A 26,427-nucleotide genomic window follows, 5' to 3' on the forward strand; every position below is an offset into this window, starting at 1 on the left:
TTACCTATTCTAATAGACTTTCGACATAAAAACAAATCATATAATATGTATTCATACTATATTACATGTCACATTTTCAGCATTCTATTCAAGAAGCACGCAACGATAATGTCTTGTCACGTGCTCCTCTTTTACCTCTTTTACATAAACAATACTTTGAAAGTCGGTATCTCTACAACTTCACACGGTGCATTTCCGCTTTATCGAAACGGCTATCTTAGCAAATTGGTTTTTGCTAATTCAATAATTTCGTCCCCGCGTCCGTTCAGCACGGCTTTCATCATCCATAACGTGAATCCTTCAGCCTGTTTGATATCAATCTTCGGAGGTAAAGACAATTCCTGACGGTTCACCACCACATCAATCAGTACAGGACCATCATGCTGAAGCGCACGCTGCACAGCTCCTTCAAGTTCACCCGGATCTTCAACCCGAATACCTTCCATGCCCATGGCTTGAGCAACCATCGCAAAGTTGGGATTTACAAGCTCTGTTCCCGATTCCAGGAATCCGGCAGCTTTCATCTCCAGCTCAACAAAACCGAGTGCTCCATTATTAAACACCACAACTTTGATCGGCAGATTATGCTGTTTCAGTGTCAACAGATCACCCATCAGCATCGTAATACCACCATCACCCGATAACGAGATGACTTGTCTGCCCGGATCAGCGACCTGAGCGCCAATGGCCTGTGGCAAAGCGTTTGCCATCGTACCATGACTGAATGAACCGAGCAGTCTGCGATTACGAGACATCTCGATATAACGGGCCGCCCATACTGTCGGAGTACCGACATCACAGGTGAAGATGGCATTTTCAGCTGCGGCATCACTAATGACCTTGGTCAGGTACTGCGGATGAATGGGCTTTTTACCCGGTTTTCCAACGGCCAGCTCGTCCAGATCTTTGCGTACTTTCACATAACGATCCACACTTTTACGCAGATGTTTGTCACTGTGTTCCTCTGTCAGATAAGGAAGTAAAGTTTCAATCGTCGCTTTCACATCCCCACACACGCCGTAATCCAGCTTCGTGCGCCGACCCAGATGGGAAGATTGAATGTCGACCTGAAGGACTTTCGCATCTTCGGGATAGAATTGACGATATGGGAAGTCCGTTCCGAGCATCAGTAGTACATCACAGTCCATCATGGCATGATAACCGGATGAATACCCAATTAGACCCGTAAGACCCACGGAATAGGGGTTGTCATACTCCAAATATTCCTTGCCTCGTAACGCAATAACCATCGGGGATTTCAACCGATCACAGAGCTGCATAAGGGGTTCCCGAGCGCCCGCGCAGCCTGCACCGCACAATAACGTAATTTTTTTGCCTTGATTCAGATACTCCGCCAGTTTCACAAGTTCAGGCTCAGAAGGATGTACTACGGGGTTGGTTGCGTGATACACATGCTCAGGCACAGGAAGATCCGCTGCTTCAAGTCCTGCTACATCCCCCGGCAATACGACGACGGACACACCTGAACGTGCGACTGCTGTCTGAATGGCCATCGTCAGAGAACGCGGCATCTGTTTTGCTGTTGTAATGACTTCACAATAATCACTACATTCCTGGAACAGATACTCCGGATGCGTCGCCTGAAAATATTCACTGCCAATCTCGTCACTTGGGATATGTGCAGCGATAGCGAGTACAGGAACACGATTGCGGTGACAGTCGTACAGACCATTAATCAGATGCATATTACCAGGACCGCTGCTACCTGCGCAGACAGCGATACTTCCACTGACCTCGGCGTCCGCACCAGCAGCAAATGCAGCTACTTCTTCATGTCGTACATGAATCCATTCGATCTTACCCGAACGACGGATGGAGTCGAGTACCGCATTTAAGGAGTCTCCAACAATGCCATATATGCGTTTGATGCCAGCGTTCAATAAGGATTCAACCAGAACGTCCGCTACTGTTTTTTTCATAATAGGTGAGTCTCCTTTAATTGCTCATTTTGATTATGTTTCCACTCGGTTAATATACCTATTCTTATACCCCAATCTTCCGAAAATCGAACCAACTCATATGTATGTCTGGATATATGAAACAAAAAAACCGCCCCTTGAACCGTTATTTCATTGTTAGCAAAATGCCAAAAAATCCGCTTGTCGAATGACAAACGGATTACGGTTAAACTAGGTTTATTGTTATTTCATGTAGATTCGCGAATCCAAATCAGACACTAGATAGCAGGCATCACATTGCCACCACTTACCGGGATATAGGCACCTGTGATAAATGAGGACAGATCCGAAGCGAGAAAAGCTACCGCATTGGCAATTTCCTGATCTTCACCCCTGCGCTTCAGCGGCACGGTACGCGTATATGCCTCATCATGTCTAGGCTCACTGGACCGATCACGTTCACTAATTGTCCATCCAGGTGCAACCTGGTTTACGGTAATCTGATACTCACCAACCTCCTTGGCAAGTACGCGATACACACCATCCATGCCACGCTTACCAGCGGTGTAGGCCGATTGATGAGCGAAGTTTTGCATCGCACATTCCGTATTGATACCAATGAAGCGACCGGCTCTGCTATTTTGCATATGTGGAATGAAAGCTTTGGCAAGATACACACTCTGCATGACACAGGATTCGAACTGACTCAAGTAATCTTCAGGAGACTGTTCCAACACCGTTGTCCATTCATATTGAATGACCGCATTGGCAACAACGATATCCACTCCGCCGAGGACAGACTGAATCTCATCACGCATCCGAAATGCTGTATCCTGCTTTGTAATATCCCCCTGTACAATTACAGCCTTACGACCGAGTGCTTCAATCTCATCTTGAAGCTCCCGAGCCTTGGTATCATTATTTATGTAATGTAGAGCCAGATTGGCGCCACAGGCTGCCAACGTGCGGGCGATGACTCTCCCCAGTTGTCCGGTTGCGCCTGTAACCAGAGCCGTTTTTCCTGAGAGATCCAATTGCATAACAGCGAAAACCTCCTTAAATTCATTTGCTCGAAATAGTCGAAAACGATTTCGGAATATGTTATTTTTGTTCATTAATTACGCATTATTCAAAGAGATATACAGCATTGTTCAATGCTGTATATGGTAGTTCAACTTTTTTCCTATATGTGGAGACTATTAATTATGATGTTGAATAAGATCAATTTCCTGGAAGCGACTGACTTCCTTTTCCCAACGCTCTTCTACATATTGACGGTGAACCGGGTGATTGTTGTATGCATCATACGCAGCCTGATCCGCAAAGACCATCGAGAAACTGTAGTCGAACTCATTCTTCTCACTTACCTGTTTCAGAACCTGAAATTGCTCTACCCCAGGAATGACAGCCAGTGCATCCGAACTTTCCTTCAAAAAAGCTTCGGCCTCCGGTGTATCTTTACCCGCGTAAAGTGTAAACGTTACCATATGTGTGATGCTGCTCATCTCTATTTCCTCCTCCAATATGTTCATACTCTGTTTCCTAGTGTACATCCGAATGTGTTGTAAGCGCAATAATTGGTTGAATTAATTTTTAATGTACACAAAAAAACCTCAGGACAAATCCCGAGGTTTTTTGTAATGTATGGACAAACTTATTTGTTGATGTTGTATTTACGGTTAAATTTATCAACACGGCCACCGATATCCACGTTTCTTTGTTTACCAGTGAAGAACGGGTGGGATGCAGAACTAGTGTCCACACGGATTACTGGGTAAGAGTTACCGTCTTCCCATTCCATAGTTTCGTTAGAGAACTTCGTGGAAGAACTCAGGAATTTGAAATCAGCACTTGCATCGTAAAAAATTACGAGTTGTGTCTTTGGATGGATGTCAACTTTTGGCATAATCTATTTACACTCCTTTAATATGGGTACTTCTTTAGAATCAAACTAAATTTTATTATACTCTTTTTTTGGACAAAGTACCAGCAAGATTTGAGGAATAGCTAAAAAAAATATGATATCTGTGATTTTGCACCTAATCAGGTGTCACGCCGTCCCTTTCTCCAGTACATTCAACATGTACTCCAAAGCCTCCAGTTCATCCCTGCCTCTTGTCTGTAATCTGACAACACTACCATATCGAATGGGTAGTAACGCCATTCCAAGCAGGCTTTTGACATCTACACGATGCTCATGCTCAGACTCCATATACGACAAAATAATATCCGAGGAAAAACGCGACGCTTGAGAAGATACCGACATCAGATCATCCCGATGAAAATCAGCGTGTATCATAAATTCATGTACTCTCACAACCTTCAGTTCCTTTCGCTAAGTACTTATTCACCAATATGGTGTGTATCCATTTATATATTAAAATATTCATGAATTATACCATGTTATGGGAGCTTGACCCATACTTTTTTGCAAAAAAAGAGTCCTATACCGCAGGACTCTTCCAGGTTGTTCTTACATACCGTTCGGATATACCATGACCTTCAGACTGCCGCTTTTATTGTGTAATGCGCGCTCCATCGCTTGCTGTGTCTCTTCGAGTGAATAACGATCTGTAATCAGAGACATCACGTCATGCTGGCCGGAGCTCAGGAACTCAATTCCTGCCGGATACGTATTGGCATAACGGAATATGCCATAGATATCAACTTCATTGTCCGCAATAAATGGAACATTGAGTGCGATCTCGTCCTGTGCAGGCAGGCCCACAATCGCAAGTTTGCCTCCACGTCGAAGTGAATACAGAGCAGATTGTAGCGCCTTTGGATTCCCTGCTGTTTCCCATGCGGTATCAACACCCACACCACCTGTTAACTCGCGAATCACAGCCAGCGCATCTTCATTCCGCACATTAATGGTATGAGTGGCACCCATGCGGCGAGCTGCTTCCAGCCTAACTTCCTCCAGATCCGTTACTATGATCTTCTCTACACCGAAAGATTTGGCAGCAGCCACGGCCATGAGTCCAACGGGACCCATACCCATAATCGCCAGGGTTGTACCCGGAGCCAGTTTGCTGCGGCGTGCAGCGTGAATACCAACAGAGAATGGCTCGTTCATAGCTGCTTCCTCATAAGACAGATGATCCGGGATCGGGAATACCATATCTTCACGTATCACCATGTATTGTACAAATGCCCCATCCACCGGAGGGGTCGCTAGAAATTGTACATCCGGACACAGGTTATAGCGACCTTCCTTGCAAGCCGTGCAGCGTCCGCAAGTCACCCCAGGCTCAATGGCAACCCGATCCCCTGTTTTTAGACGTGATACGTTCGAGCCAACAGCAGCAATGATTCCCGCACACTCATGACCCAGAATGATCGGTTTCTCCACTACAAATCTGCCAATGCGCCCATGTTCAAAATAATGCACATCCGAGCCACACACCCCAACAGCCATCACCTGGATTAACACTTCATCCGCTGCTGGTTGCGGGACGGGTTGTTCCTCAATAATGATGTGTCCTGGCTCTGTCATGACAGCGGCCTTCATGGTCACGGGCAGTTGATGTTGTCCCATACGGTTCTCCTCCTCATGTATATCCATGCTGTCTATTGTACATCAAAGAAAATAAGGTATCTTCTTTCTTCCTTCCTAATTACCAAGTTCATCTGCATCCGTAATTCCACTCAATAGATTGTTCGACCTTGTTCATCCGCAATGCCGCTCTTCCGATAGAAGTACGTATTGATCATGTCCCGCCATTCCTTCGCATGTTCGGCCTGGTTGTCCTGTAATGAAGCAACTTTGCTGAAAATGACCGGGTCGATTTTGCCCTCCAGCTGTCTCCATGTCTCGGCTAACGCCTCTGCCTGCGCAACACCTTCAAAGTGTGTATCATAAATATGCTGAATGACCGTTTTACCCGAATGCAGAACATGGGTGTACGGCACGTGATGGAAAAACAAGATCAGCTCATCCGGACAGGTGTCTAAGGACTCATAACGATCAGCATTCTCAGGGTGATACTGTGAAGTGTATCCTGTGCCGCTGTTCACGGTTCGATCTACACCAATGCCATGACAATCGGCAAAGTGATACGTTCCCCATTTGGAATACTCGTATCCATCTACATTCGGCCCGTAATGATGTTCCGGGTTAACCATCCAACCCACACCGAGAGGCGCCGTGTAATTCTCATAGATATCTAATGAAGTCAAAAGCATGCCCGTAACCTGCCGCACAACTTCGTCTTCATGTCCAAATGTGAGTCTCACCCACTCATCGGCAATCTCTTCCGCGGACAGCTCCGGGTTCCACGCAAGTCTTCCGTATCCATATAGATTCGCCTGCGCGAGTGGATGTCCTGTCCAACAGGCATCTGCACCAATATTGGATACTGCGGCGAAGCCACTGTATGGTCGTTTATACAGAGAACCGTCCGCGATTCGCTTGATCTCTGAACCTTCGCCTTTGGCGTATGTGTCAAAGTCCAATACTTCTTTCCACTGGGGAACCAGATAACAGAGATGACGTTGTTGCCCGGTATACTCCTGTGTAATTTGAAATTCAATCACCTGATTTGTATTTTCCATGGCGCCGAACAGCGGGGATACCGCCTCTCTCACCTGAAAGTCCATCGGCCCGTTTTTGATCTGCAAAATGACATTTTCGGCAAAACGCCCGTCCAGCGGCGTAAAGTGGTCATAGGCTGCACGTGCACGGTCAGTGGAACGATCCCGCCAGTCCTGCTTGCAGTTATAGACGAAGCAACGCCAGATGACCAATCCACCGAATGGCCGAAGAGCTTCAGCCAGCATGTTTGCACCATCGGCATGATCACGGTTATACGTGAACGGTCCCGGTCGATTCTCGGAGTCTGCCTTGATCAGGTAACCACCAAAATCCGGAATCGCTGCGTACACCTTCGCCGTTTGAATGTTCCACCATTCCCGTACCTTCGCATCCAGCGGATCTGCCGTATGTAATCCACCAATCTCAATTGGACTTGCGTAGTTGGCGCTCAGGAACAGTCGAATGCCATACGCTCTGAATTCAGCGGCCACCTTCGCTACATCACCAAGATAACGTTCTGTCAGAAACAGACTCTCACGGCGGTGTACATTGACGTTGTTGATCGATATGGCATTGATTCCCGTGGAAGCGAGTAAACGTGCGTAATCCCGGATGCGTTCCAAGTCCAGTGTAAATTCCCCGTTATCGTAGAAAATGGAGTCTCCTGCGTAACCCCGTTCAATGCTGCCGTCCACGTTATCCCACTGATTAATCATCCGTAGCGCATTGGTTGGCTGCTCTGTAATGAAGCTCCACTTACTCACAGCGTCATCCGTCTTACTTGCAATTCCTTGATCCATTGTCAGTTCTCGCAACAGATGGAATGCACCATACAGCACACCTTGGGGGGTCTCTGATCCAATGACCAGTACACCCTCGGTCTCGTTCTCACGAATGATGTACCCTTCTCCTTGAACAGTTGAGCGCTCTTTCTCACTGAAAGAACCAGCCACCGAATCGCTTCCTGTCCAAGTACCGATTCGTATCGCGGGAGCGGAAGCGTTATTGTCCCGCTCACTTTGCTGAGTATCAGACAGATGACTGACCGACGGTTTCACGCCATACAACTTCTCCAGTCCTCGTGAAAGTTCGGTCAGAGCTGTTGTGATTACTCCATGGTTCTCTTCCGCGAGTATCAGCTTGCTCCACGCAGGAGCCGTCTTTTGGGCAAGTCCATTCGCTCCTGGCAATTCAGAGTGATACCCCAGCCACGCATCGTACTGTGGACCTGACAAGGCAGTTTGAACGACGGATTGGTTCATTGTACCGCCTCCTTACTGGCATAGATCTGCGCAAGGCGATTCCCTTTTCCTTCGAGTAGCCATAGAATCGACGTTACACCACGCGGATAGTACTTGCTGCCAACCGCTACACCAGAAAGGATCTGGTCGCTCCAGCACCAGTAGGATTCCTCCGGATGCAGCAGCCAGTTGACATGAGTCGCGTCTGCTGCCTTGCCTGTCTCATCCCATTCCACATCCAGCAGCTCTCTAGCGATAAACTGGGACAAATAGATTTTGCTTAACCACGAGTTATTACTTGTTGAGGACAGTTTCCAGCCTCCATCTTCGAACAGGCATGTTCCCGGTACAAGAACCGTCTTTAGATGAGTTTGGAGAGCTTTCAGATAAGGTCCAAAACGACCATTCACATCCAGTGCTGCTTCACAGCCTGTAAAGTACGGGAACACCAGACCTTCAATTGCCGGGATGATTCGAGAATCATTATTTTCTGCAATTACAGCTGGAATGTAGCCGCCATCAGTCAACTGTGCAGCAATGCTGGCAGCGCAGCGATCCGCTTGAAGACCTGCTTGATGGGACAGATCCGCCAACTTCTCAGTTGCGAACAGCTTCTCCAATGCAACATAGACCGCCCAACATTTACCCGCCAGATAGATATTATTGCGAGACTGACCAAGTGACACATCCAGGCTGTCGTAAGTTGTAATCTCCGCTCCACCTTGAGTACGGCTGCTATCCAGACCCATCAGGCCGTTACGCTGCTCAGCGTCGGGATGGTCACGATTAAGCATGCTTTCGAAGCAATCCTGGATAACAGGCAACATGTTTTTCACAAAAGCTTGATCCTGTGTCTGTTCAATGTACACTGTCGCGCAGCAGAGCCAGTTCACCAGTTCTTCGTGACTCATCTGTGAGAAGCAGTCGTCAATGCCAACCAGTTCATATGCCGAGTGTCCAGGGCGTGAGAACACATTGGCAACACCAATATCATGGGTAAAGGTAATTCCCCCCGGATATAACTTTTCTTCCCCCGGGAAACGAACCTGATCCGTATAACTGTATCGTTTCACAAACCACTCCAGCTCATTACGCACCGTCCATGGATTCAAGGCAAGCTCGAAGTACAACTGATCAGCCGTCAGATCAAGTGTGTTCATCATCCGATACTCCCCTTCGTTCACCACCCAGAGTGGCTCACCATCGGCATCCAGCAGTTGAGTACTGGCATAATAGCTGTGAATGGAATGAGCAAGCATGAATGATTGATCTTCGGTCAAAGCAGCCGATCCAAGACGCTGTTCAACCTCTCCACAGGAAGCCGTCAATTCACTGAAGCGTTGTAGTGCATACTCTCCTGCTGCCTGAATATCGGAGAAATAGCGCGTATACCAATACGTTGTGTCCATTCCGGTCGTCACAATGCCTCCGCGATAGAAACATACTGCGAATTGATACGTACGTTTCTCTCCAGCCGGCACTTCCATCAGTAATGCAGCGGTTGAGCCAAGGCCAAATGCCAGATTCTCCCGATGTTTCTCCTGCAAGAGTTTCTCCAGCGTAAATCCGCGTGCGGGCCACATTCCGTCATCTGCCGACATAATCGCTGTGAGTCGACCTTGTCCCACACCTGTGATGGAGCCGCCTTCCGGTCCCCCGATCAGACGCATCGCAGAGTACGGATCATTGCCCTGATAGCCAAAGTAGGCTTTGCGTGGTTGTTGACCTTGTGTATTGTCAATCGTCATCTCCACCAATACGGCAGGTACGAGTGCATTCATTAATTCTTCACGATCCCCATTCGTTGGATCAGGTACTGGACGAACAGGCGAGTAGATACGGAACGTCAGATCTCCAGCAGTCCATGTATCCGTACCTGAGGTGAATTCACGGGTAATATCTTCATCGCGAAAAGCCGTAATAAGAGGTTGTGGAACTTTGGACGCTGTTGTCGACGCCGTGCCCCCATTCTCCAACTTCTCTACATCATAGCGGCTGCTCTCATCCTCGGAAGCTTCATAAAAAGGAAGTGCCTGATAATTGTCGCCATCGCGAGATTGTAATCCAATATATACATTCTGGTCTGCCGGCTTGCCAAGTTCAAGACCCAGCCCGCCTTTGGCTCCTTTGTATCCCAGTGTAAAACTCGCAAAAGCACCAATCGGTGCGTGATGTGCATTATAAAAGATGGATTTGGATGTGCTCACGAATCATAACCCCTCTCAAAATGGTTTGCATGCGTTTTCATTAGCCCCATCCTAACACGTGGTTCCACCTCAGACCATGATCAAATCAATCGGATATTTACCCAAATCAAGCTGATAGACTATAATGGATTAAAGCGGTTACAAAAAAAACATTCCATTTGATATAAATTCGAGTTCAAAAAGAGTGGTTTTCAGTACCAAGAAGATGGGATGAAGCTAGAAATGGAGTAGCGGAGCGTAGATAGAGCTACGTGAGCAACGGACATTTCGGCTGAATGCCATATTCGATGCTGATGATGCCACTAGGCATCCTACGTAATCAAAAGCTCTTTTTTTGAACAACCTCTATAAAGGGAGGAATCTTCCATGTCTTCAACGTACTTGCCTCCTACTTTGGGAGAAAGTGTCCATGAAGTTTTTTATCCAGATGTGCAAACAACGGTTAATCTGTTCGCCATTCATTTACGAAGTGTGGGTATGGACTGGGATTATCCGGCGCATGAGCACCCTCAATATGAATTGAATTATGTCACGGAAGGCGAGCAACGCATGATGGTGAATGGTACCCTATACATTCAAAAGGCTGGCGAACTGCTCCTGATTCCTCCGGGAAGCATTCATTCCAGCCAGAGCCATAACGGCAAGGGATTCACGTATTTTTGCATGCATTTTGACATTGATGATCAATTGTTCCTATCGTTGCTGGCACGCATCAAACAAGTGCGATTCAGTGCGGATAGTCCGGTTACACAGCAGATCGAGCCGGTTTTGCGCAAATTGATGTCATCAGCGGATGATGAAACAGCAAATACGATGGTACAGCGTATGCAGCTGCAATCTGCGGTATTTGAACTATTTGGCCATCTGTGGGAGGCGGTCTCGCAAGAGGCAGCACAATGGTTTACCGACGGACACGAGAAGATTGAACTCGCCCACCAGATTCGTAATCGATTGCAAGGCCTGATGAGTCAGCAATTCAAACAGGGACACGAGTCCAACGGTCACTATGGCATTGATGATATTGCAGCAGAGCTGGGCATCAGTTCTTCTCACTGTAATCGCGTGTTCAAGCAGGTGTTTGGTCAGTCTCCACGTGCTGTATTGTCCCAGTTGGTTTTGCATGAAGCGAAGCTTCTTCTGGGCAATCCGAAGCTGTCCGTTCAGAATATTGCCGTCATGCTCGGTTATAAGGATATTGCCCATTTCAGTCGTCAATTCAAGCGCTGGTCCGGCATGTCACCCTCCCGTTACCGACAGGAACAGCCTGCTCTGGAATAAGGTCCAGTAGCAGGCTTTTTGTCTTTCTTATTTATTTCAACAAACGCTTAATCAGCTTCAGCTTGTTATCATACGGTGGATACAGAATCGGCAGATTCAATTTGGTGCTTTTTTTCAGTACACTTTTGAGATGAGAGAAGGTTTCGAAGCTGTACTGCCCATGATACGAACCAACACCGGAATGACCAACACCGCCAAACGGCAGACGCGGATTCGCAACATGCGTGATCGTATCGTTAATGCAGCCGCCACCAAAAGAAACTTCGCGCAGCACTTTGCCCTGAACCCGGGTGTCGGAAGTAAACAGATACAAGGCGAGTGGTTTCGGCCGCTTTACGATCTCTACAATGGCTTCATCCAGGTTACGGTAGCTAATGATCGGAAGAATTGGTCCAAAAATCTCATCTTCCATCGTCGCTGCATCCCAGGACTCCGCATCAATCAGCGTAGGTTCAATAAAGCGATCTTCCTCATCCGAAGCTCCCCCATATATTACTTTGGCCTGATCCCGTTCAATCAGAGTTGTCAGACGTTTAAAATGTCCCTTGTTCACGATTCGCCCATAGTCCTTGTTGTGCTGGATATCCGAACCAAAGAAGGACACAATCGCTGCTTTCATCTCCGTAATTAACTGTTCTTTCACGCGCTCATGCACGAGCAAATAATCGGGTGCGATACAGGTCTGTCCTGTATTGAGCAGCTTGCCCCATATAATGCGCTCCGCAGCTACTTTGATATCCGCCTGTTCATCAACAATGACCGGACTCTTACCGCCCAGTTCCAACGTAACGGGAACGAGATTTTTGGCAGCTGCCTCCATTACAATCTTGCCTACCGGTACACTGCCTGTAAAAAAGATATAGTCGAATGGCGCGTTAATCAGCGCTGTTGTTGTGTCTTTAGCACCGTCAAGCACTTGTACGTATGCCGGTTCGAACACACTCGCAATCATTTCACGTACAACAGCGGACACCGCAGGTGTATTCTCTGATGCTTTGAGCACGGCTGTGTTGCCTGCTGCAATCGCACCTACCAATGGTTCGATTAAGAGTTGAAATGGATAATTGAACGGTCCGATGATCAGTACGGCTCCATAGGGTTCAGGTATAATATAACTTTTGGAACCCAGGAGTGCCATTTGCGTTTTTACTTTAACGGGTTTCACCCATTTATTCACTTTACGAATGGTGTGTGTGATGCTGTCCATCATAAATCCGATCTCGGTCGTGTAGGATTCGAACTCACTTTTGCCCAAATCCTGATAGAGAGCTTCAGTCAGTCTGGTCTCATACTTTTGAATCGCCTGCTTGAGTTGGTTCAGACGGGCAATTCTAGCTTCTGCCGATCGTGTGGCCCCGGAACGAAAAAACTTTCGTTGCTGCTCCAAAATCTGTTCAACTTCCTGACTGGTTACTTCCTGTATAGTTGTTGTCATATATACATACTCCTCTATTTATTATTGATTAAGCGTTTAAACTGACGAACCTATAAGGCACATGCAAAAGCATGTTTTATCACTTTTAATCTACAGACACTCTTCTTCCAAAGCAGCTACCAATTCCTTCAGCAGTTCCACGGATGCATTCAATGAAGCCGAATAATATCGCTGTGTCCCCTTCTGTTCCACAGATATAAGCCCCTTCTCTAACAACAGCTTGAGATGATGAGATATGGCTGGTCGGGATAGACTGGACTGTTCGGTAATTTCATTCACTGTCATTCTGCCCTTCTCGGTGAGTGTCAGCAAAATGGATTGACGATGGTTGTCACTTAACACCTGAAATAACGGAATACAGGTTTGAAAAACGCTAATTGCTTTTTGTCCCATGATTTCACCTCTGAACTATTTCTTCAATATTTCTGCGTATATTTTCTCCGTTTGATGTCTGTTGGTTTAAACGTTTGAACCTAATAATAGAATTGTACTCTTTATTCACTTGAACTGCAAGTGAACCATCAACTAAATTTAATATAATGCCGATAAAGCGCTTCCATACTACCATACAAGTATGGTAGTATGTCATTGAAGGAGTTGAAGTTGTGGAATATACCCCAAAGTTATCATCCAAAGCCGGTTTGTTACCTGTTGCGAGCAATATGTCTTCCATGAATAATAAGCAATCTTACTCAACGCGAGATGTCGTTTACTTCACGCTGAAACAACTCATTTTGAGTTTGAAAATGCCTCCGGGAACAGCTATTTCCGAGAAGGAAATTTCGCTGGAGTTCCAGGTCAGCCGGACACCTGTTCGAGAAAGTTTTGTAAGGCTTGCTCAGGAAGGTCTGCTGGAAGTGTATCCACAGCGTGGCACATACGTCTCTCTGATTCAGGTTGATCTCGTTGAGGAAGCACGGTTCATGCGTGAACAGCTCGAACGAGCCGTCATCAGGCTAGCCTGCGAGAACTTTCCGAACGAACAGATGGTAGCTCTTGAACAGAACCTTGCGTGGCAACAGGAATGCAGGGTCAAACCGGATGATGAACGAATGTTCCAATTGGATGAGGAATTCCATAGCACTCTTTTTGCAGGCTGCAACAAAAGCAACACCTGGACTGTTATCCAGCAGATGAATGTACATTTGAATCGAAGTCGCATGTTACGCCTGTCCTCGGACCACCAGTGGGATCACCTGATTGAACAGCACCGGTCTATGGTCAAGGCCATTCAGCAGCATGATGCCGACACAGCAGAGCGACTGATGCAGGAACACTTGCATTTAACTGTCACCGATTTGGCTGTCCTGCAGGATACATATCCGTCCTATTTTCAATGACTGAATTTTTCTTCCTACTATTCATGATGAGGTGAACGTGATGAAAATGGTTTTTCGCTGGTTCGGCGAAGGCAATGATACGGTAACGCTGGATCATATCCGGCAGATTCCGGGTGTTGAAGGTATTGTGTGGGCACTGCACGATGTTCCTGCTGGCGAGGAATGGCCGATGGACAAAATACTCGCTGTCAAAACAGCAGCGGACAAGGCCGGGTTACATCTGGATGTCGTTGAGAGTGTGAACATCCATGAGGATATCAAGTTGGGCCTGCCATCAAGGGATAAATACATTGCAAATTATATTAAAACAATGGAGAAACTGGCTCAGGTGGGTGTGAAGGTCATCTGTTACAACTTTATGCCGATCTTCGACTGGCTTCGCACGGATATGCACAAGGAAATGGAGGATGGCTCAACTGCCCTCTTCTATGAGCACAGTAAACTCGCAGATATAGAACCTCTAGAACTCGTTCGACGCATTACGGAGAACTCCGCACTCACCATGCCAGGTTGGGAACCGGAACGATTGCAGTATTTAACAGGTCTGTTCGAAGCCTACAAGGATGTAACCGAGGATCATATGTGGGAGCACGCACGTTATTTCCTGCAAGAGATTATGCCTACAGCCGAACGGCTGGGGATTCGAATGGCCATCCATCCGGATGACCCGCCATGGCCAATCTTTGGATTACCAAAGATTATTACAAGTCAGGAGAATGTTCGGAAATATTTGAATCTTTATGATAGCCCTTACAACAGCGTGACACTATGCAGTGGCTCTTTGGGAGCGAATGCTGATAATGACATTATCGGGATGATACACGAGTTCAAGGATCGGATTCCATTTGCCCACATTCGTAATGTAAAAATCTACGATAACGGCGACTTTATCGAAACCTCACATCGCAGTCAGGATGGAAGTGTTGATATTGCAGGGGTTGTTGAGGCTTATCACGATATCGGTTATGAAGGTTATGCAAGACCCGACCACGGTCGTCATCTCTGGGGAGAACAGTGCCGACCTGGCTATGGACTCTATGACCGGGCTTTGGGGATCATGTATCTCTGGGGCGTCTGGGATTCCCTGCAAAGGAGGGCAAAAGCATGAGTGAACACCAATATGAACGCTCATCTCGTCTCGAAGGCAGAACGGCTGTAATCACCGGAGGTGCTGGAGTACTATGCCGCTCCATGGCGGAAGAACTCGCTCGGCACGGTGCAAGTGTAGCCATCCTGAACCGCACCGTGTCCAAGGGGCAGGAAGTTGTAGCTGCGATTGAAGCTGCCGGTGGCAGAGCGATTGCGATTGCCTGTGACGTAACTCAGGCCGATAGTGTACAAGCGGCGGCAGATGCTGTACTGGAACAGCTTGGACCATGCGACATTCTTATTAATGGCGCCGGTGGCAATAACGCCAGTGCCAACACCACCAATGAAATTTTTAGATTGGAAGATCTGGAAAAGAGCGATGTCACTACATTTTTCGATGTAAGTGTAGAGGGATTTCGTCAGGTGATGGATCTGAATTTTGTCGGTTCTCTCATCCCCACTCAGATCTTTGCAAAACATATGATAGAGCGCGATGTTCCCGCTACTGTCATAAACATTTCTTCCATGAGCGCCCCATCTCCCATGACGAAAGTTCCAGCTTACAGCGCTGCGAAGGCAGCGATTAACAACTTCACGCAGTGGCTCGCCGTTCATCTGGCTGAATCCGGTATTCGTGTCAACGCCATTGCACCCGGGTTTTTCCTGACCGAGCAAAACCGTAATCTATTACTGCAACCAGACGGCTCACCAACGGAACGTTCCAGCAAAATCATTGCGCATACTCCTATGCGCCGCTTCGGTAAACCGGAAGACCTGCTTGGCACATTAATGTGGCTTGCGGATGAAAGACAATCCGGCTTTGTCACTGGCACAGTCATTCCGGTAGATGGCGGATTTATGGCATATTCCGGTGTTTAACGATTAATGTGCAAATGAATTAGTTCAACTAATATAGGTGGTTAATGAAACCGAAGCTTGGGATACATACCCAGGTTTCGGTTTTTTGCGTTCAAGCATAAGATCCTCCAGCATAGGAAAAGCTTGTTATAATACGTGTTCAAAAGCAAACTTTTTAAACAACCTCATAATACAGCTACGGTGAAATAAAGGAAGGTGATACATATATGATGGAAGAAACATGGGTTGTTGCCGTACGGTCTATTATTGCCTTTCTGACCTTGATCATCTATACAAGGGTGCTGGGCAAACAGCAGATGGGTAACTTGACGTATTTTGATTACATTAACGGCATCACAATCGGTTCCATTGCGGGTACGTTTGCAACCGATCTCTCGTCCAAGGCGTGGATTCATTTTGTGGCCTTGACCATTTTCACAATCATTACGATCATCTTTCAGTATATTACGCTGAAAAATCGCACCATCTCCAAACTGATGGACTCTGATCCCACATTGATCATCCAGAACGGTAAAATTCTCGAACAGAACCTGAGTAAAATGCGAGTCAAATTTGATGAATTGACCATGATGCTACGGCAAAAGGATGTATTTGATATTACAACGCTGGATTATGCGATTCTGGAACCGGACGGTAGCCTTTCGGTTGTTTTGAAACCGGAGAATCAACCGGTAACCGCAAAAGACATGCATATGCACCCGCCCAAGAGCAAGCTGATGACCGAGATTATCATTGATGGCCTGCTGATTAAGCAAAATCTGGAGGAAAGAAACAAAGATACTAACTGGCTCAGTGAACAGCTGAAAAAGCAAAACATTACGATACAGGATATCGCTTTTGCCGCCATATTACCCAATGACAAATTGTATGTGGACCTGTTCAAGGATAAGATCACCGAAAAAATCGATATGGGCGATTATGAGGGGCCTTTCTAAACTCTTTACATGAAGGAGGCGGTTGAATGAAAACGCGTTTCTGGCTGCTATATGTGCTTCCGATCTTCCTCATTCTTGTATTCATTGCCATTATGGCTAGCGGAGCCTTTCTCAAAAAGCCCTTTGGCAAAGATGATCGCTTGCTTGAATCTGTACAGATGTTGGAGAAACAAGTCGAGGGAAAACAATGGACTGAAGCCAAGTCTCAAATCAATTATGCAATGCAAGCTTGGGATAAAGTCGTCAACCGCATTCAGTTCAGTGTGGAGCGTGAATCAATTTATGATATTCTGGGGACCCTTGCTCGGATGAAGGGCGGCGTTGCAGCACAGGATGATAAGGCGATTATGGAAGAGATTTATTACTTTTATGTGTTATGGGATAATCTTGGAGATTAGGTTCAATATCTTTAATATCAGATGTACGTCCAAAAGCAAAAGGCACTCTCCTTTCATGAAGAAAGGAAGTGCCTTTTTTTGCTTTGTATACCTTTAAACCTTTTACGCTCTTCGTAATCCCCGAGACCGTGACGATCGCGAAGTGCCTTCTTTGCGGAAAAACAGAGTGAGTGCTCTGTTCGCACACCACAGTGCAAACAAAGCAAACAGCGTGCCCCAGAATAGAGCGGGAAGGAATGTCTGCTGAGCGAGATTCGCTGCATCCCCTGCCCGTGAAGGCTGAGTCCAGGACATAAATCCAACGTATACGGCACTAACGACCGACTCTTCCAGCGTAAGAAACGCTAGTAGCAGATAGTAGAACTTCACGATCTTGGCACCAAATATCATAATGACCACATTCAGGACGATGAACCCGGTCAGCCATAACATGCCGAACTCCCCTCTTACATATAACAGGAGCGACACCAGAGCTACAGCCGTCATAATCCCAAGTCCCCACATATGCAAGCCTTTGCGGTATAAGTAGAACAATAGCCAGGCGAACAGTGATGCACTGATATATCCAGCCAGAGAAACCAGGATCGATCTGCCTGGCGTCAGCATGGACGAATAGGTCACGCCGCTATGATCAGCGTACAATTCAATCCGCAGCACTTTACCGGACAATACCAGTGTCATTAGTGCATGACCGAATTCGTGAATCATCGTATCCAGGTTACGGAACAAGGACGAGAATGGAATGAACCGTGTTAGAAAGACGGAGCCTAGCAGAAACAGTATCGTTTTGACCCACTTATTCAATCGTGCCATACCTCCTTTACCTTCAAATAAACAAGCCTATCCTTTATAGAGGTTGTTCAAAAAGTCCGCTTTTGATTACGAAGGATGCTTAATGGCATCATCAGCGTCGAATATGGCATTCAGCCGAAATGTCCGTTGCTCACGTAGTTCCCTACGCTCCGCTACTCCATTTCTAGCTTCATCCCCTCTTCTCGGTACTGAAAACCGATCTTTTTGAACACACACTTATACTACGCTTTTTTCACTCGATTCGTTTCGGGTTCCGAACTGTAAGGCGCAATGCTCTATCCACCAGCAGAAGCTTCGATTGTGACCAATGAAAAAAGAAGATAGATCATAGCGGCCCTTTTCGGCCTCTAGCGTAACGAGAAGTCGGTTCCGCATCCGACGGAGCGCATAGTGAACGAATTGATCTGCAACTTCACTTTGTATCAGGGTAACATAAGCATACAGGGAATGATCGACAGGTTCATCAAGCGGACTCACCCCTGCACATGAAAATTCCGTCCTCACGCCCGCACTCTGAAGTATGGACAATGCCTTCACAAGTTCGGCATCGACTTCAACACCGTTCCAAATCTCTGTTTTCTTCGCGCATACCGTATGTTTGTCACGTTCCGTCCAGTGCGTCAGCTCCAGCTTGCGTCGTCTCCACAGATGGGCAGGCTGTTCACTTAACAGCACTTCATGTTCCTCATTTAAACTCATGCAATGTGTCCTCCTGTTCTGCTCGATCCGGTCACCTTATTCAACAAAGAGAGAGCACATCACTGTGCTCTCTGCTTTGCAAAAAGGCAAAGGAATGGCGATCCATTCCTCAGCATGTTGTATTATTGTACCTTTTTCGGTGAGAGGCATCAAATCGATCTTTTATTATTCGTTCAGCGCCAGTTTCAGAGCCTCCAAATTTTGTCTCATCACGTTGACGTAGTCCATTCCCGCCGCGATCTCTTCCTCGGTAAGTCCCTCAATCGGGTTCAATACAGCCGTTTTGGCTCCCACTTCACTTGCGATCGTCTCAGACACTTTGGATGAAACCAGTGTTTCGAAGAAAATCGTTTTCACCTGATGCTCTTTCGCAAAATCAATGACAGATGCCATCTGCGCTGCCGAAGGTTCTTGCTCAGGAGACAATCCTGCGATGGGCACCTGTTGCAATCCATATTCCTTGGCAAGGTAGCCAAATGCAGCGTGTTGTGTGATGAAATCCTTGCGTTTGCTATCCGCCACAGCCGCCTTGAAGTCCTGATCCAGTGATTCCAGTTGAGCAACGTAAATATCTGCATTCTGCTTGAACTGTTCTGCATGTTCCGGGGCAGCCTGTGCCAGTCCTGCTTCAATATTGCGTACTTCCTTTACAGCCAATGCCGGTGACAGCCATACATGGGGATCGAGTCCACCGTGATCGTGATCATGTCCTGCTTCTGCCTCGGCGTCATGATCATGGTCGTGTTCTTCAGTAGTCGCTTCATCCGCATGATCGTGATCATGTTCTTCTGTAGTCGCTTCATTCGCATGGTCATGATCGTGGTGATGTTCTGTTGCCTCTGAATCTTCATGATGGTGATCATGCTCTCCACCTTCAAGCAGGTTAATTCCATGACTCGCTTCCACTTGAATGAGCGAAGCGTTGCTCAGACTTCCGGTGACCTGATCCATCCATGATTCCATGCCCGCACCGTTGTATACAAGCACGTCCGCTTTTTCAATGCTGGCAATATCTTGTGGTGTTGGCTCCCAATCATGGGGCTCCATTCCTGCTGGAACAAGCGTATGCACATCGGCCAGATCACCTGCCACATTTTTGGTGAACTCATACATCGGGTAGAAGCTGACCTGCACGTTTAATTTTGCGGTTTCCGTCTCGACTGGAACGGAAGTGCCTGTCGAAGTTGTATTTGCATCAGAAGCGGATTTTTGTCCGCAGCCTGCGACGATAAGTGTGAGACTGAACAACAATCCGAGCGTAGCTTTTTTACTGAATTTCATGTGATGTATTCCTCCTAGAATGGTTGACCAGAATGACGTGCTGTGATTTCGTTTCTTTGCGGTGACGCTTGCGGTTATATCGTGCAATCAGCTTTTGCGCTGATATTCCAGTCAATAGGATGACCAACAGGATGAGTGCAATTGTTCCTCCCGGTGGTGTATTTAGATGGTAAGATGTTATGAGTCCGCTAAAAATACCAATTAATCCTGTAATTACAGCGACAATAATCGCTGCTGTAAAACTGCGAGACACTCTTAGTGCCAAGGCAGCAGGCAATACAATGAGAGCAGACACCAGCAACACACCGACGATCGGCATGGCTGAAGCTACAGTCATTCCTGTCAGAATGGCAAATGCAAACGATAAACCTCTCACTTGAACGCCTCCAATGGAAGCAGTCTCTTCATCAAAGGTAAGGCTATATAACGGTCTTCGGAGCAGGATGAAAAAAAGTAAACCTATGACACATACTCCTGCCATCATCCACAACTGTATATCGCTAACCGCGACAATAGATCCGAATAAGTATGAGCTGAATGTCTTGGACAGATTGGTTTTGAGACTCATCAACACTACAGCAAGAGCCAGCCCCGAAGTCATGATGATTGCCACAGGTACCTCGCTGTAGGTTCGGTAACTTCGACGCAGTTGTTCAACCAGTAATGCACCGATAATTGCAATGGCGAATCCGCAGATCACCGGGTTAAGATTCATGACCGAACCGAGCGCAACCCCTGCAAGTGAGACATGGGATAACGTGTCTGCCATTAGTACCTGCCGCCTGAGCATCAGATAGACCCCGAGAATTGGAGCGATGACTCCAATCAGTCCACCTGCCCAGAAGGCACGTTGCATGAATTCGTACTCAAACACTGCCATTCCTCACTTTCTTGCCGCTCCAGAGTAATCGTTCGGTCCAATCGATCTCCCATCTCTTCCAGTCCATGAGTAACCATAATAATAGTTATCCCATGAGCATCAACATAGTGGCGCATCATATTGTAAAATCCTTCACGGCTGTGGCGGTCCATCCCCGTTGTTGGCTCATCCAGTACCAGAACCTGCGGTTGCCCAGCCATAGCTCTTGCAATACAGATCCGCTGCTTCTGTCCACCGGACAGCTCACCGACGCGTGTATTCCGATATTCCCACATGCCAACTTCCCGCAGACTGCGTTCAACGATGGCATTCTGCGTTGCTGTGAATCTGCGGAATAATCCCAACCTGGTGTAACACCCGGACCGGACCAGTTCATTCACCGTACTGGGAAATCCACTATTAAACGATGCAACCTGCTGGGGCACATAACCGATATTGGACTTGTTCCCACGTTTCAACTGCGGATTCATATGTATCGTGCCACTCCAGGGCTTCAATAGCCCTAGTAGCAGCTTTAACAGGGTCGTTTTGGCAGAACCGTTGGGACCTGTGATGCCTATGAACTCTCCCACATGGATATCCAGTGACAGTTGATCAATGACCGGCTCTTTGCCATATCCAAATACAACATCACGCATGGAGGATAGTATCATGCCTCTCCCTCTTTTCGTAAATATTACGATTTAAAAATAACAAAAAATTTTTATCTGGTTTCCCGGTGGATCGTCATTTTCTTCAAACGTGGGGAGTACTTCTTCATCTCAAGTCTCTCTGGATGGTTACGTTTGTTCTTGGTTGTTGTATAGTTGCGGTCCCCGCACTCGGTACAGGCTAAGGTTACAATGACTCTCATGGTTGTTGCCTCCTCTTATTTAATCGTAATAATTACTATCTATTGATATTAGTCTATAGCTTTTCTTTTGTCAACTTCATATCTGTTACAGTAAAATTTTGTATGCACAATATAATTTCATATGATATACTGCTTTGGTATCATTATACTTTACCTACGGAGGAACTAGATGAAGATCAAAAAATCAACTTTTATTGGGTCATTGGTAGCATGCAGTTTGGCTTTCGGTGCCCTGGGTGTAGCAGCTTCAAACGGAATTCAAGATATCGAAGCAGCACTCGACAGCAACATTAGCTTTAAAGTAAACGGTTTGTCTTGGACACCCAAGAATGAAGCTGGAGACAAACTGAATGCACTGGTATATGACGGTGATGTATACTTGCCTGTAAGTACCACAGCAGAAGCACTCGGAGCCAACGTATCTCTGAATGTTAGCAACAAAGTTGTAAGTATCACTAATTCAGGTAGCGGTAAGTCAAGCAGTTCGAGTAGTAATAACAGCAGTACAGGTACCAAAGGTTCTGAAGATTCAAGTAAACCAGGTAGTTCAAGTAACTCAAGCACTTCTGGCTCAATCAAGATGACTGGAACTGACGCTCAGATGATAGTCAAATTGCAAAAAGAATCTTTAACATTGATCAAAATGTATGGTAAAGCACTTAAAACAGGTAGCACTAGTGAATTTGATAAATACATAGATGCTAAAGTTATTGAAAATCCCGAGATCGACATTTTTGATCTGGGTAAGCAATCCCAGAAAGATAAATTTAAGACTACAGTCAAAGGTATCATTGCAGCAAATGATAAAAAAACGCTGACTAAATATGCAGATCAGTTGATTAACATCAAATCAGCTGATTTTAAAGTTATTTCAATGAATGACAAAACTAAAATAAGTAAAAGCTACAAAGCTGTTTATTATCCTCAAGGATGGACGGGTTCCTTTGGAGTGAACCTTGCGTTTGTGTTTAGTCCACAAAAAGACGGCAATGGTGATTTTTATCTTGGCGATTTGTACTTTAGCTAAAACCCTTAATACAATATTAGCATTGATCTTCAGGGGCACTATTGCACTTGAAGATCTTTTCTTTTCACTTCAACTCCATGCCGGAAAAGGATCTTTCAGTTCACGCCAGTTCATTAACATCTCTTCCTCCGTAAGAAGGGTCTCATCCAATGTACGTTCAATCTCCGCCCGGTCCATGTCAATGCCGATGAATACCAATTTCGTCACCCGGTCACCCCACTCATCATCCCAGTCCGGTATGCTTGGCAGCGTGTCGCCAAAATGAAGTTGCCTTTCCTCCTCACTCATCGCACCTACCCATATTCCTGCTGGCGCAAGCTGCTTTGATGTGCCTGCATGACTGAAAGAGATCGCCATATGGTTCCTTGTTGCCAGCCACATCAGGCCTTTGGATCGCACGATATTATCTGGCCATTTCGCAATCCAACGCAGCAACCGTTCCGGGTGGAATGGACGTTTACGATGATAGACAAATGAATGAATTCCATATTCTTCAGTCTCCGGGGTATGTTCCTCTTTCATTAATTCGCGGATCCAACCCGCTGACTGGCTTGCCTTTTCAAAATCAAAACGTCCTGTGTTCAATATCTCTCTTGGATCAATATGCCCATGTGTTGTTCGAATAAGCTTAGCTTCTGGCTGCATGGCGTGTAACGCCTTCTCAAGCTTCGAAAGTTCTTCCTCCGACACCAGATCACATTTGTTCAGAATCAGTACATCACAAAATTCCACTTGATCCGTCAGCAGATGAACGATTCCGCGAACATCGTCCTCCCCCGCTTCCTGTCCACGATCCTTCAGTGTTTCTTTGGAATAAAAATCACGCCAGAACTGGGCAGCATCAACAACTGTAACCATCGTGTCGAGACGAGTGAATTTCGTCAAATCAATGCCAAGTTCCTCATCGATATACGTAAACGTCTGCGCAACAGGCACCGGCTCACCAATACCCGTGGATTCAATCAATATGTAGTCAAAAGAACCATCCAACGCCAGCCGCTCGACTTCTTTCAGCAGATCCTCCCGCAACGTGCAGCAGATGCAACCATTGGACATCTCTACCAGCTTCTCATCAATGCGCGATAACCCTCCACCATCTCGTATTAAACCTGCATCGATGTTAACCTCACTGAGATCATTGACGATAACAGCAACCCGCATCCCCTCACGGTTATGAAGCACATGATTGAGAAGTGTCGTTTTGCCTGCACCTAAATATCCACTAAGTACGGTTACTGGAACCCGCTGTTGAACCTGTTGATCTGACATTTCTGCTTCCTCCACTCTGTTTAAGTCGTGACTTTAATCGTAATTATTACTATTAATAATGATCAATCCGAACTATACCGTAGTTTTCTTTAGGTTGTCAACTCTAATATGATGAAAAATCTTGATTAATCGTAAAAATGTTGATTAAAACATAGGAATGATGTATGTTGCCGCACGTACAAGCATATATTTTAGCAAAGTCCTAGTTGTGGAGGTCTGTTTCATGAAAATGGCAGCCAATCTGAAGCTCCTGTCCTTCCTGATCCCTTGTGCATTTCTTGTTCCCGTGTTGATCACAATGGCTCCAGACTTGAAGGAAGCATGGAACAGTGAAGCTTTGCAAAATATGAAAACCGTATTCATAGGTATTTTCCTTGAAGCCGCACCTTTTCTGCTCATGGGTGTGTTATTGTCCTCGCTCATGCAGTGGTTCGTATCCGAAGAAATGGTCCGCAAACTCACGCCCAAGAATCCGATCGGTGGGGTGCTGGTTGCAGGGTTGCTCGGTATTATTTTTCCCATTTGTGAATGTGGCATGATCCCAGTAGTGAGAAGGTTGATGCACAAAGGCATGCCAGCCTATATCGCAGTGACGTTCATCCTGAGTGGTCCCGTAGTCAATCCCATCGTATTTACCGCAACTTTGCTCGCCTTTCCCTCCCATCCTGAGATTACCATTGCCCGCATGGGACTGGCCTTTGCTGTAGCTGCTTCCATAGGTATGCTCGTGTATCTGTTCGTTCGTCGAAATCCCCTTCGGATGCCAAAGGTCGCAGGGACAGAGGTCAAGACACATCCTGGGTTTAAAATGGCGCAACCTCATGCACATGCAAATGCACATGATCATAACCATGTAAAAAACTGGCGCAGCTTCTTCATTCACGCCGGAGATGAATTTGTCGATATGAGTAAATATCTGGTGATCGGTGCCCTGATTACAGCCTGCATCCAGACATTCATTAGCCGCAGCGATCTGATCTCACTTGGCAATGGTCCTGTTGCCTCCTATGTATTCATGATGGGATTTGCTTATGTATTGTCTCTCTGCTCCACTTCTGATGCTTTTGTGGCTTCTGCGTTCTCACATACGTTTGCACTGGGGCCGCTGGTATCCTTCCTCGTGCTTGGTCCAATGCTGGATTTCAAAAGCACCCTGATGCTGCTCTCGACCTTCCGTACCCGGTTTGTTATTGGTCTAAGTCTAGCCATTATTACGCTTGTCTTCGCTGGCTCATGGTTGATTAATCTGCTGGTATAAAGGTTGAGCAAAATACTTCATGACTTAAATGGTTAATCCTATGAACTTTCATCCTGATGATTAATAGAAATGAGGTGATGATATGAACCACACTATCTATACGATGACCAAACCTCCTGTTCCAAGGTCACACATCATTCAATGGCATAACCTGATCCGTGCGGTCTGGATCGGCGGTCTTGCGGTATACATTATTCATTTGAATTCAAGTGATTCGCTTCATTATTATTTGGCTCCTACCATGCAAAAACTGCTGTTATGCTGCCCTGTTCCCTTATTGTTTATAGCTGTTATCATGGCCTGGCATGGACTGTTCGGCAGAAACGAGGTTCATTGCGACTGTGAACATCCACCACCCTCAGGGTTCCTTCGCAGTTCAATGGTATATGGTCTGATTGCCATACCCTTGTTGCTAGGATTTTTGTTACCTGATCGGGCGCTCGGCAGCTCCATGGCCAGTCAGAAAGGAATGTCTCTCACCTATGCCCCTCCCGAGATTCGTCGCAAAGAGCCTTTACCTGATCCGGCAACGCAATTGAATGTACAAGATCTCACGCAAAAACCAACGACCGTTCAGCCTGCATCGGCCACCAAAGTACAGTTCATTCCCCCAGACGAGTATAGCCGCGAATTCGCTGAACTGGCGGAGAAGTTGTATGCAGAACAGGTCATTCGAGTCTATCCTGAAATTTTCTCTGAAACCCTCGGCACGATTGATATGTTCCAGCGACAATTTGCAGGCAAAGATATCTCCTTAACCGGGTTCGTTTATCGGGACAAAAGCATGGACCATGAATCACATTTTGCACTGGGACGATTTCTCGTCATGTGTTGCCCCGCGGATGCGGCTCCCTTTGGCGTGATGATTCACATTCCAGAAGCGGATAACTTCCCTACAGATAGCTGGGTGCAAATCGATGGCAGCATCGGCTCAGCACAGGTGAATGGTAAGGATACGATTGAAATTCGGGCAACAAAGGTGACACGTGTAGCTGAGCCATCCACGCCTTATATTTATACCAATGCGGACTCAGTGATGGCGTATGAGAAAATAAAGAGCCCGTAGTTGCTCGCAATAACTAACAGCGT

The 26,427-nt window shown here is 46.5% G+C and carries 26 protein-coding genes; 9 read left to right on the top strand and 17 right to left on the bottom strand.

The window, feature by feature from the left end:
- Nucleotides 1-212: 212 nt before the first annotated feature.
- The 8 genes from poxB to V6669_RS16890 form a co-directional block, all read right to left on the bottom strand.
- Nucleotides 213-1,940, bottom strand: coding sequence for a ubiquinone-dependent pyruvate dehydrogenase (poxB, locus tag V6669_RS16855; RefSeq protein ID WP_338587061.1), 1,728 nt, complete (start codon nucleotides 1,938-1,940; stop codon nucleotides 213-215).
- Between the two features lie 257 nt (nucleotides 1,941-2,197).
- Nucleotides 2,198-2,959 (bottom strand): SDR family oxidoreductase, encoded by a 762-nt coding sequence (locus V6669_RS16860; protein ID WP_338587062.1) that lies wholly within the window; start codon nucleotides 2,957-2,959, stop codon nucleotides 2,198-2,200.
- Between the two features lie 159 nt (nucleotides 2,960-3,118).
- Entirely contained in the window at nucleotides 3,119-3,424 is a 306-nt protein-coding gene (locus V6669_RS16865) for a Dabb family protein (protein ID WP_076317704.1), read from the bottom strand.
- Between the two features lie 149 nt (nucleotides 3,425-3,573).
- The gene (locus tag V6669_RS16870; protein ID WP_062834756.1) at nucleotides 3,574-3,825 is read right to left on the bottom strand and encodes a type B 50S ribosomal protein L31; all 252 of its coding nucleotides are present in this window, start codon (nucleotides 3,823-3,825) and stop codon (nucleotides 3,574-3,576) included.
- A gap of 144 nt (nucleotides 3,826-3,969) precedes the next feature.
- Nucleotides 3,970-4,236, bottom strand: a complete 267-nt coding sequence (locus tag V6669_RS16875; protein WP_026081056.1) for an HPr family phosphocarrier protein — start codon at nucleotides 4,234-4,236, stop codon at nucleotides 3,970-3,972.
- Nucleotides 4,237-4,392: 156 nt separating this feature from the next.
- Nucleotides 4,393-5,460, bottom strand: a complete 1,068-nt coding sequence (locus V6669_RS16880) for an NAD(P)-dependent alcohol dehydrogenase (RefSeq protein WP_338587065.1) — start codon at nucleotides 5,458-5,460, stop codon at nucleotides 4,393-4,395.
- A 110-nt stretch (nucleotides 5,461-5,570) separates the two neighbouring features.
- Nucleotides 5,571-7,718, bottom strand: a complete 2,148-nt coding sequence (locus tag V6669_RS16885) for an alpha-glucuronidase family glycosyl hydrolase (protein ID WP_338587067.1) — start codon at nucleotides 7,716-7,718, stop codon at nucleotides 5,571-5,573.
- Nucleotides 7,715-9,904 carry a glycoside hydrolase family 52 protein gene (locus tag V6669_RS16890; RefSeq protein WP_338587068.1) on the bottom strand — a complete coding sequence of 730 codons (2,190 nt, stop codon included), beginning with the start codon at nucleotides 9,902-9,904 and terminating at the stop codon, nucleotides 7,715-7,717. Before V6669_RS16890 ends, V6669_RS16885 begins: the two co-directional genes overlap by 4 nt.
- 366 nt (nucleotides 9,905-10,270) lie before the next feature.
- Between V6669_RS16890 and V6669_RS16895 the strand changes: the two genes are divergently transcribed.
- Nucleotides 10,271-11,182, top strand: coding sequence for an AraC family transcriptional regulator (locus V6669_RS16895; RefSeq protein WP_338587069.1), 912 nt, complete (start codon nucleotides 10,271-10,273; stop codon nucleotides 11,180-11,182).
- A gap of 31 nt (nucleotides 11,183-11,213) precedes the next feature.
- On the opposite strand, the gene V6669_RS16900 is transcribed toward V6669_RS16895, so the two are convergent.
- The gene (locus tag V6669_RS16900; RefSeq protein ID WP_338587070.1) at nucleotides 11,214-12,617 is read right to left on the bottom strand and encodes an aldehyde dehydrogenase; all 1,404 of its coding nucleotides are present in this window, start codon (nucleotides 12,615-12,617) and stop codon (nucleotides 11,214-11,216) included.
- A 90-nt stretch (nucleotides 12,618-12,707) separates the two neighbouring features.
- Entirely contained in the window at nucleotides 12,708-13,010 is a 303-nt protein-coding gene (locus V6669_RS16905; protein ID WP_017688208.1) for a metalloregulator ArsR/SmtB family transcription factor, read from the bottom strand.
- 269 nt (nucleotides 13,011-13,279) lie between these two features.
- Here V6669_RS16905 and V6669_RS16910 point away from each other — a divergent pair, with 269 nt between their 5' ends.
- From V6669_RS16910 to V6669_RS16930, 5 genes are all read left to right on the top strand, one after another.
- Nucleotides 13,280-13,957: a GntR family transcriptional regulator gene (locus V6669_RS16910; protein WP_026081054.1), complete on the top strand. Its 678-nt coding sequence runs from the start codon at nucleotides 13,280-13,282 to the stop codon at nucleotides 13,955-13,957.
- Nucleotides 13,958-13,997: 40 nt separating this feature from the next.
- Complete coding sequence (gene uxuA / locus V6669_RS16915) at nucleotides 13,998-15,065, top strand: mannonate dehydratase (RefSeq protein ID WP_338587071.1); 1,068 nt, start codon at nucleotides 13,998-14,000, stop codon at nucleotides 15,063-15,065.
- Entirely contained in the window at nucleotides 15,062-15,925 is an 864-nt protein-coding gene (locus V6669_RS16920; protein ID WP_076215391.1) for an SDR family oxidoreductase, read from the top strand. The genes uxuA and V6669_RS16920 overlap by 4 nt, the downstream gene beginning before the upstream one ends.
- A gap of 206 nt (nucleotides 15,926-16,131) precedes the next feature.
- Complete coding sequence (locus tag V6669_RS16925; protein WP_062834765.1) at nucleotides 16,132-16,860, top strand: DUF421 domain-containing protein; 729 nt, start codon at nucleotides 16,132-16,134, stop codon at nucleotides 16,858-16,860.
- Between the two features lie 26 nt (nucleotides 16,861-16,886).
- Nucleotides 16,887-17,258, top strand: coding sequence for a DUF4363 family protein (locus tag V6669_RS16930; protein ID WP_338587075.1), 372 nt, complete (start codon nucleotides 16,887-16,889; stop codon nucleotides 17,256-17,258).
- Nucleotides 17,259-17,360: 102 nt separating this feature from the next.
- Here the strand turns inward: V6669_RS16930 and V6669_RS16935 are convergent, their stop codons facing one another.
- The 6 genes from V6669_RS16935 to rpmG all read right to left on the bottom strand — a co-directional run bounded on the left by V6669_RS16935 (nucleotide 17,361) and on the right by rpmG (nucleotide 21,784).
- The gene (locus V6669_RS16935; RefSeq protein WP_062834767.1) at nucleotides 17,361-18,062 is read right to left on the bottom strand and encodes a M50 family metallopeptidase; all 702 of its coding nucleotides are present in this window, start codon (nucleotides 18,060-18,062) and stop codon (nucleotides 17,361-17,363) included.
- A 225-nt stretch (nucleotides 18,063-18,287) separates the two neighbouring features.
- Nucleotides 18,288-18,770 carry a hypothetical protein gene (locus V6669_RS16940; protein WP_338587076.1) on the bottom strand — a complete coding sequence of 161 codons (483 nt, stop codon included), beginning with the start codon at nucleotides 18,768-18,770 and terminating at the stop codon, nucleotides 18,288-18,290.
- A gap of 165 nt (nucleotides 18,771-18,935) precedes the next feature.
- Nucleotides 18,936-20,051 carry a zinc ABC transporter substrate-binding protein gene (locus V6669_RS16945; RefSeq protein WP_338587077.1) on the bottom strand — a complete coding sequence of 372 codons (1,116 nt, stop codon included), beginning with the start codon at nucleotides 20,049-20,051 and terminating at the stop codon, nucleotides 18,936-18,938.
- Complete coding sequence (locus V6669_RS16950) at nucleotides 20,038-20,931, bottom strand: metal ABC transporter permease (protein ID WP_338587078.1); 894 nt, start codon at nucleotides 20,929-20,931, stop codon at nucleotides 20,038-20,040. The genes V6669_RS16945 and V6669_RS16950 overlap by 14 nt, the downstream gene beginning before the upstream one ends.
- Complete coding sequence (locus tag V6669_RS16955) at nucleotides 20,877-21,584, bottom strand: metal ABC transporter ATP-binding protein (protein ID WP_338587079.1); 708 nt, start codon at nucleotides 21,582-21,584, stop codon at nucleotides 20,877-20,879. The genes V6669_RS16950 and V6669_RS16955 overlap by 55 nt, the downstream gene beginning before the upstream one ends.
- Nucleotides 21,585-21,634: 50 nt before the next feature.
- Nucleotides 21,635-21,784, bottom strand: coding sequence for a 50S ribosomal protein L33 (rpmG, locus tag V6669_RS16960; protein WP_036613813.1), 150 nt, complete (start codon nucleotides 21,782-21,784; stop codon nucleotides 21,635-21,637).
- 169 nt (nucleotides 21,785-21,953) lie between these two features.
- On the opposite strand from rpmG, the gene V6669_RS16965 reads away from it, so the two are divergent.
- The gene (locus V6669_RS16965) at nucleotides 21,954-22,811 is read left to right on the top strand and encodes a hypothetical protein (protein WP_338587080.1); all 858 of its coding nucleotides are present in this window, start codon (nucleotides 21,954-21,956) and stop codon (nucleotides 22,809-22,811) included.
- 69 nt (nucleotides 22,812-22,880) lie between these two features.
- On the opposite strand, the gene V6669_RS16970 is transcribed toward V6669_RS16965, so the two are convergent.
- Nucleotides 22,881-24,080: a GTP-binding protein gene (locus V6669_RS16970; RefSeq protein ID WP_338587081.1), complete on the bottom strand. Its 1,200-nt coding sequence runs from the start codon at nucleotides 24,078-24,080 to the stop codon at nucleotides 22,881-22,883.
- Nucleotides 24,081-24,303: 223 nt separating this feature from the next.
- On the opposite strand from V6669_RS16970, the gene V6669_RS16975 reads away from it, so the two are divergent.
- Both V6669_RS16975 and V6669_RS16980 read left to right on the top strand, forming a co-directional pair.
- Complete coding sequence (locus tag V6669_RS16975) at nucleotides 24,304-25,338, top strand: permease (RefSeq protein WP_133385107.1); 1,035 nt, start codon at nucleotides 24,304-24,306, stop codon at nucleotides 25,336-25,338.
- Between the two features lie 82 nt (nucleotides 25,339-25,420).
- Nucleotides 25,421-26,404, top strand: a complete 984-nt coding sequence (locus V6669_RS16980; protein WP_338587084.1) for a TIGR03943 family protein — start codon at nucleotides 25,421-25,423, stop codon at nucleotides 26,402-26,404.
- Nucleotides 26,405-26,427 lie beyond the last annotated feature (23 nt).

Source organism: Paenibacillus sp. Y5S-9 (genome assembly GCF_036894235.1).
Lineage (GTDB): Bacteria > Bacillota > Bacilli > Paenibacillales > Paenibacillaceae > Paenibacillus.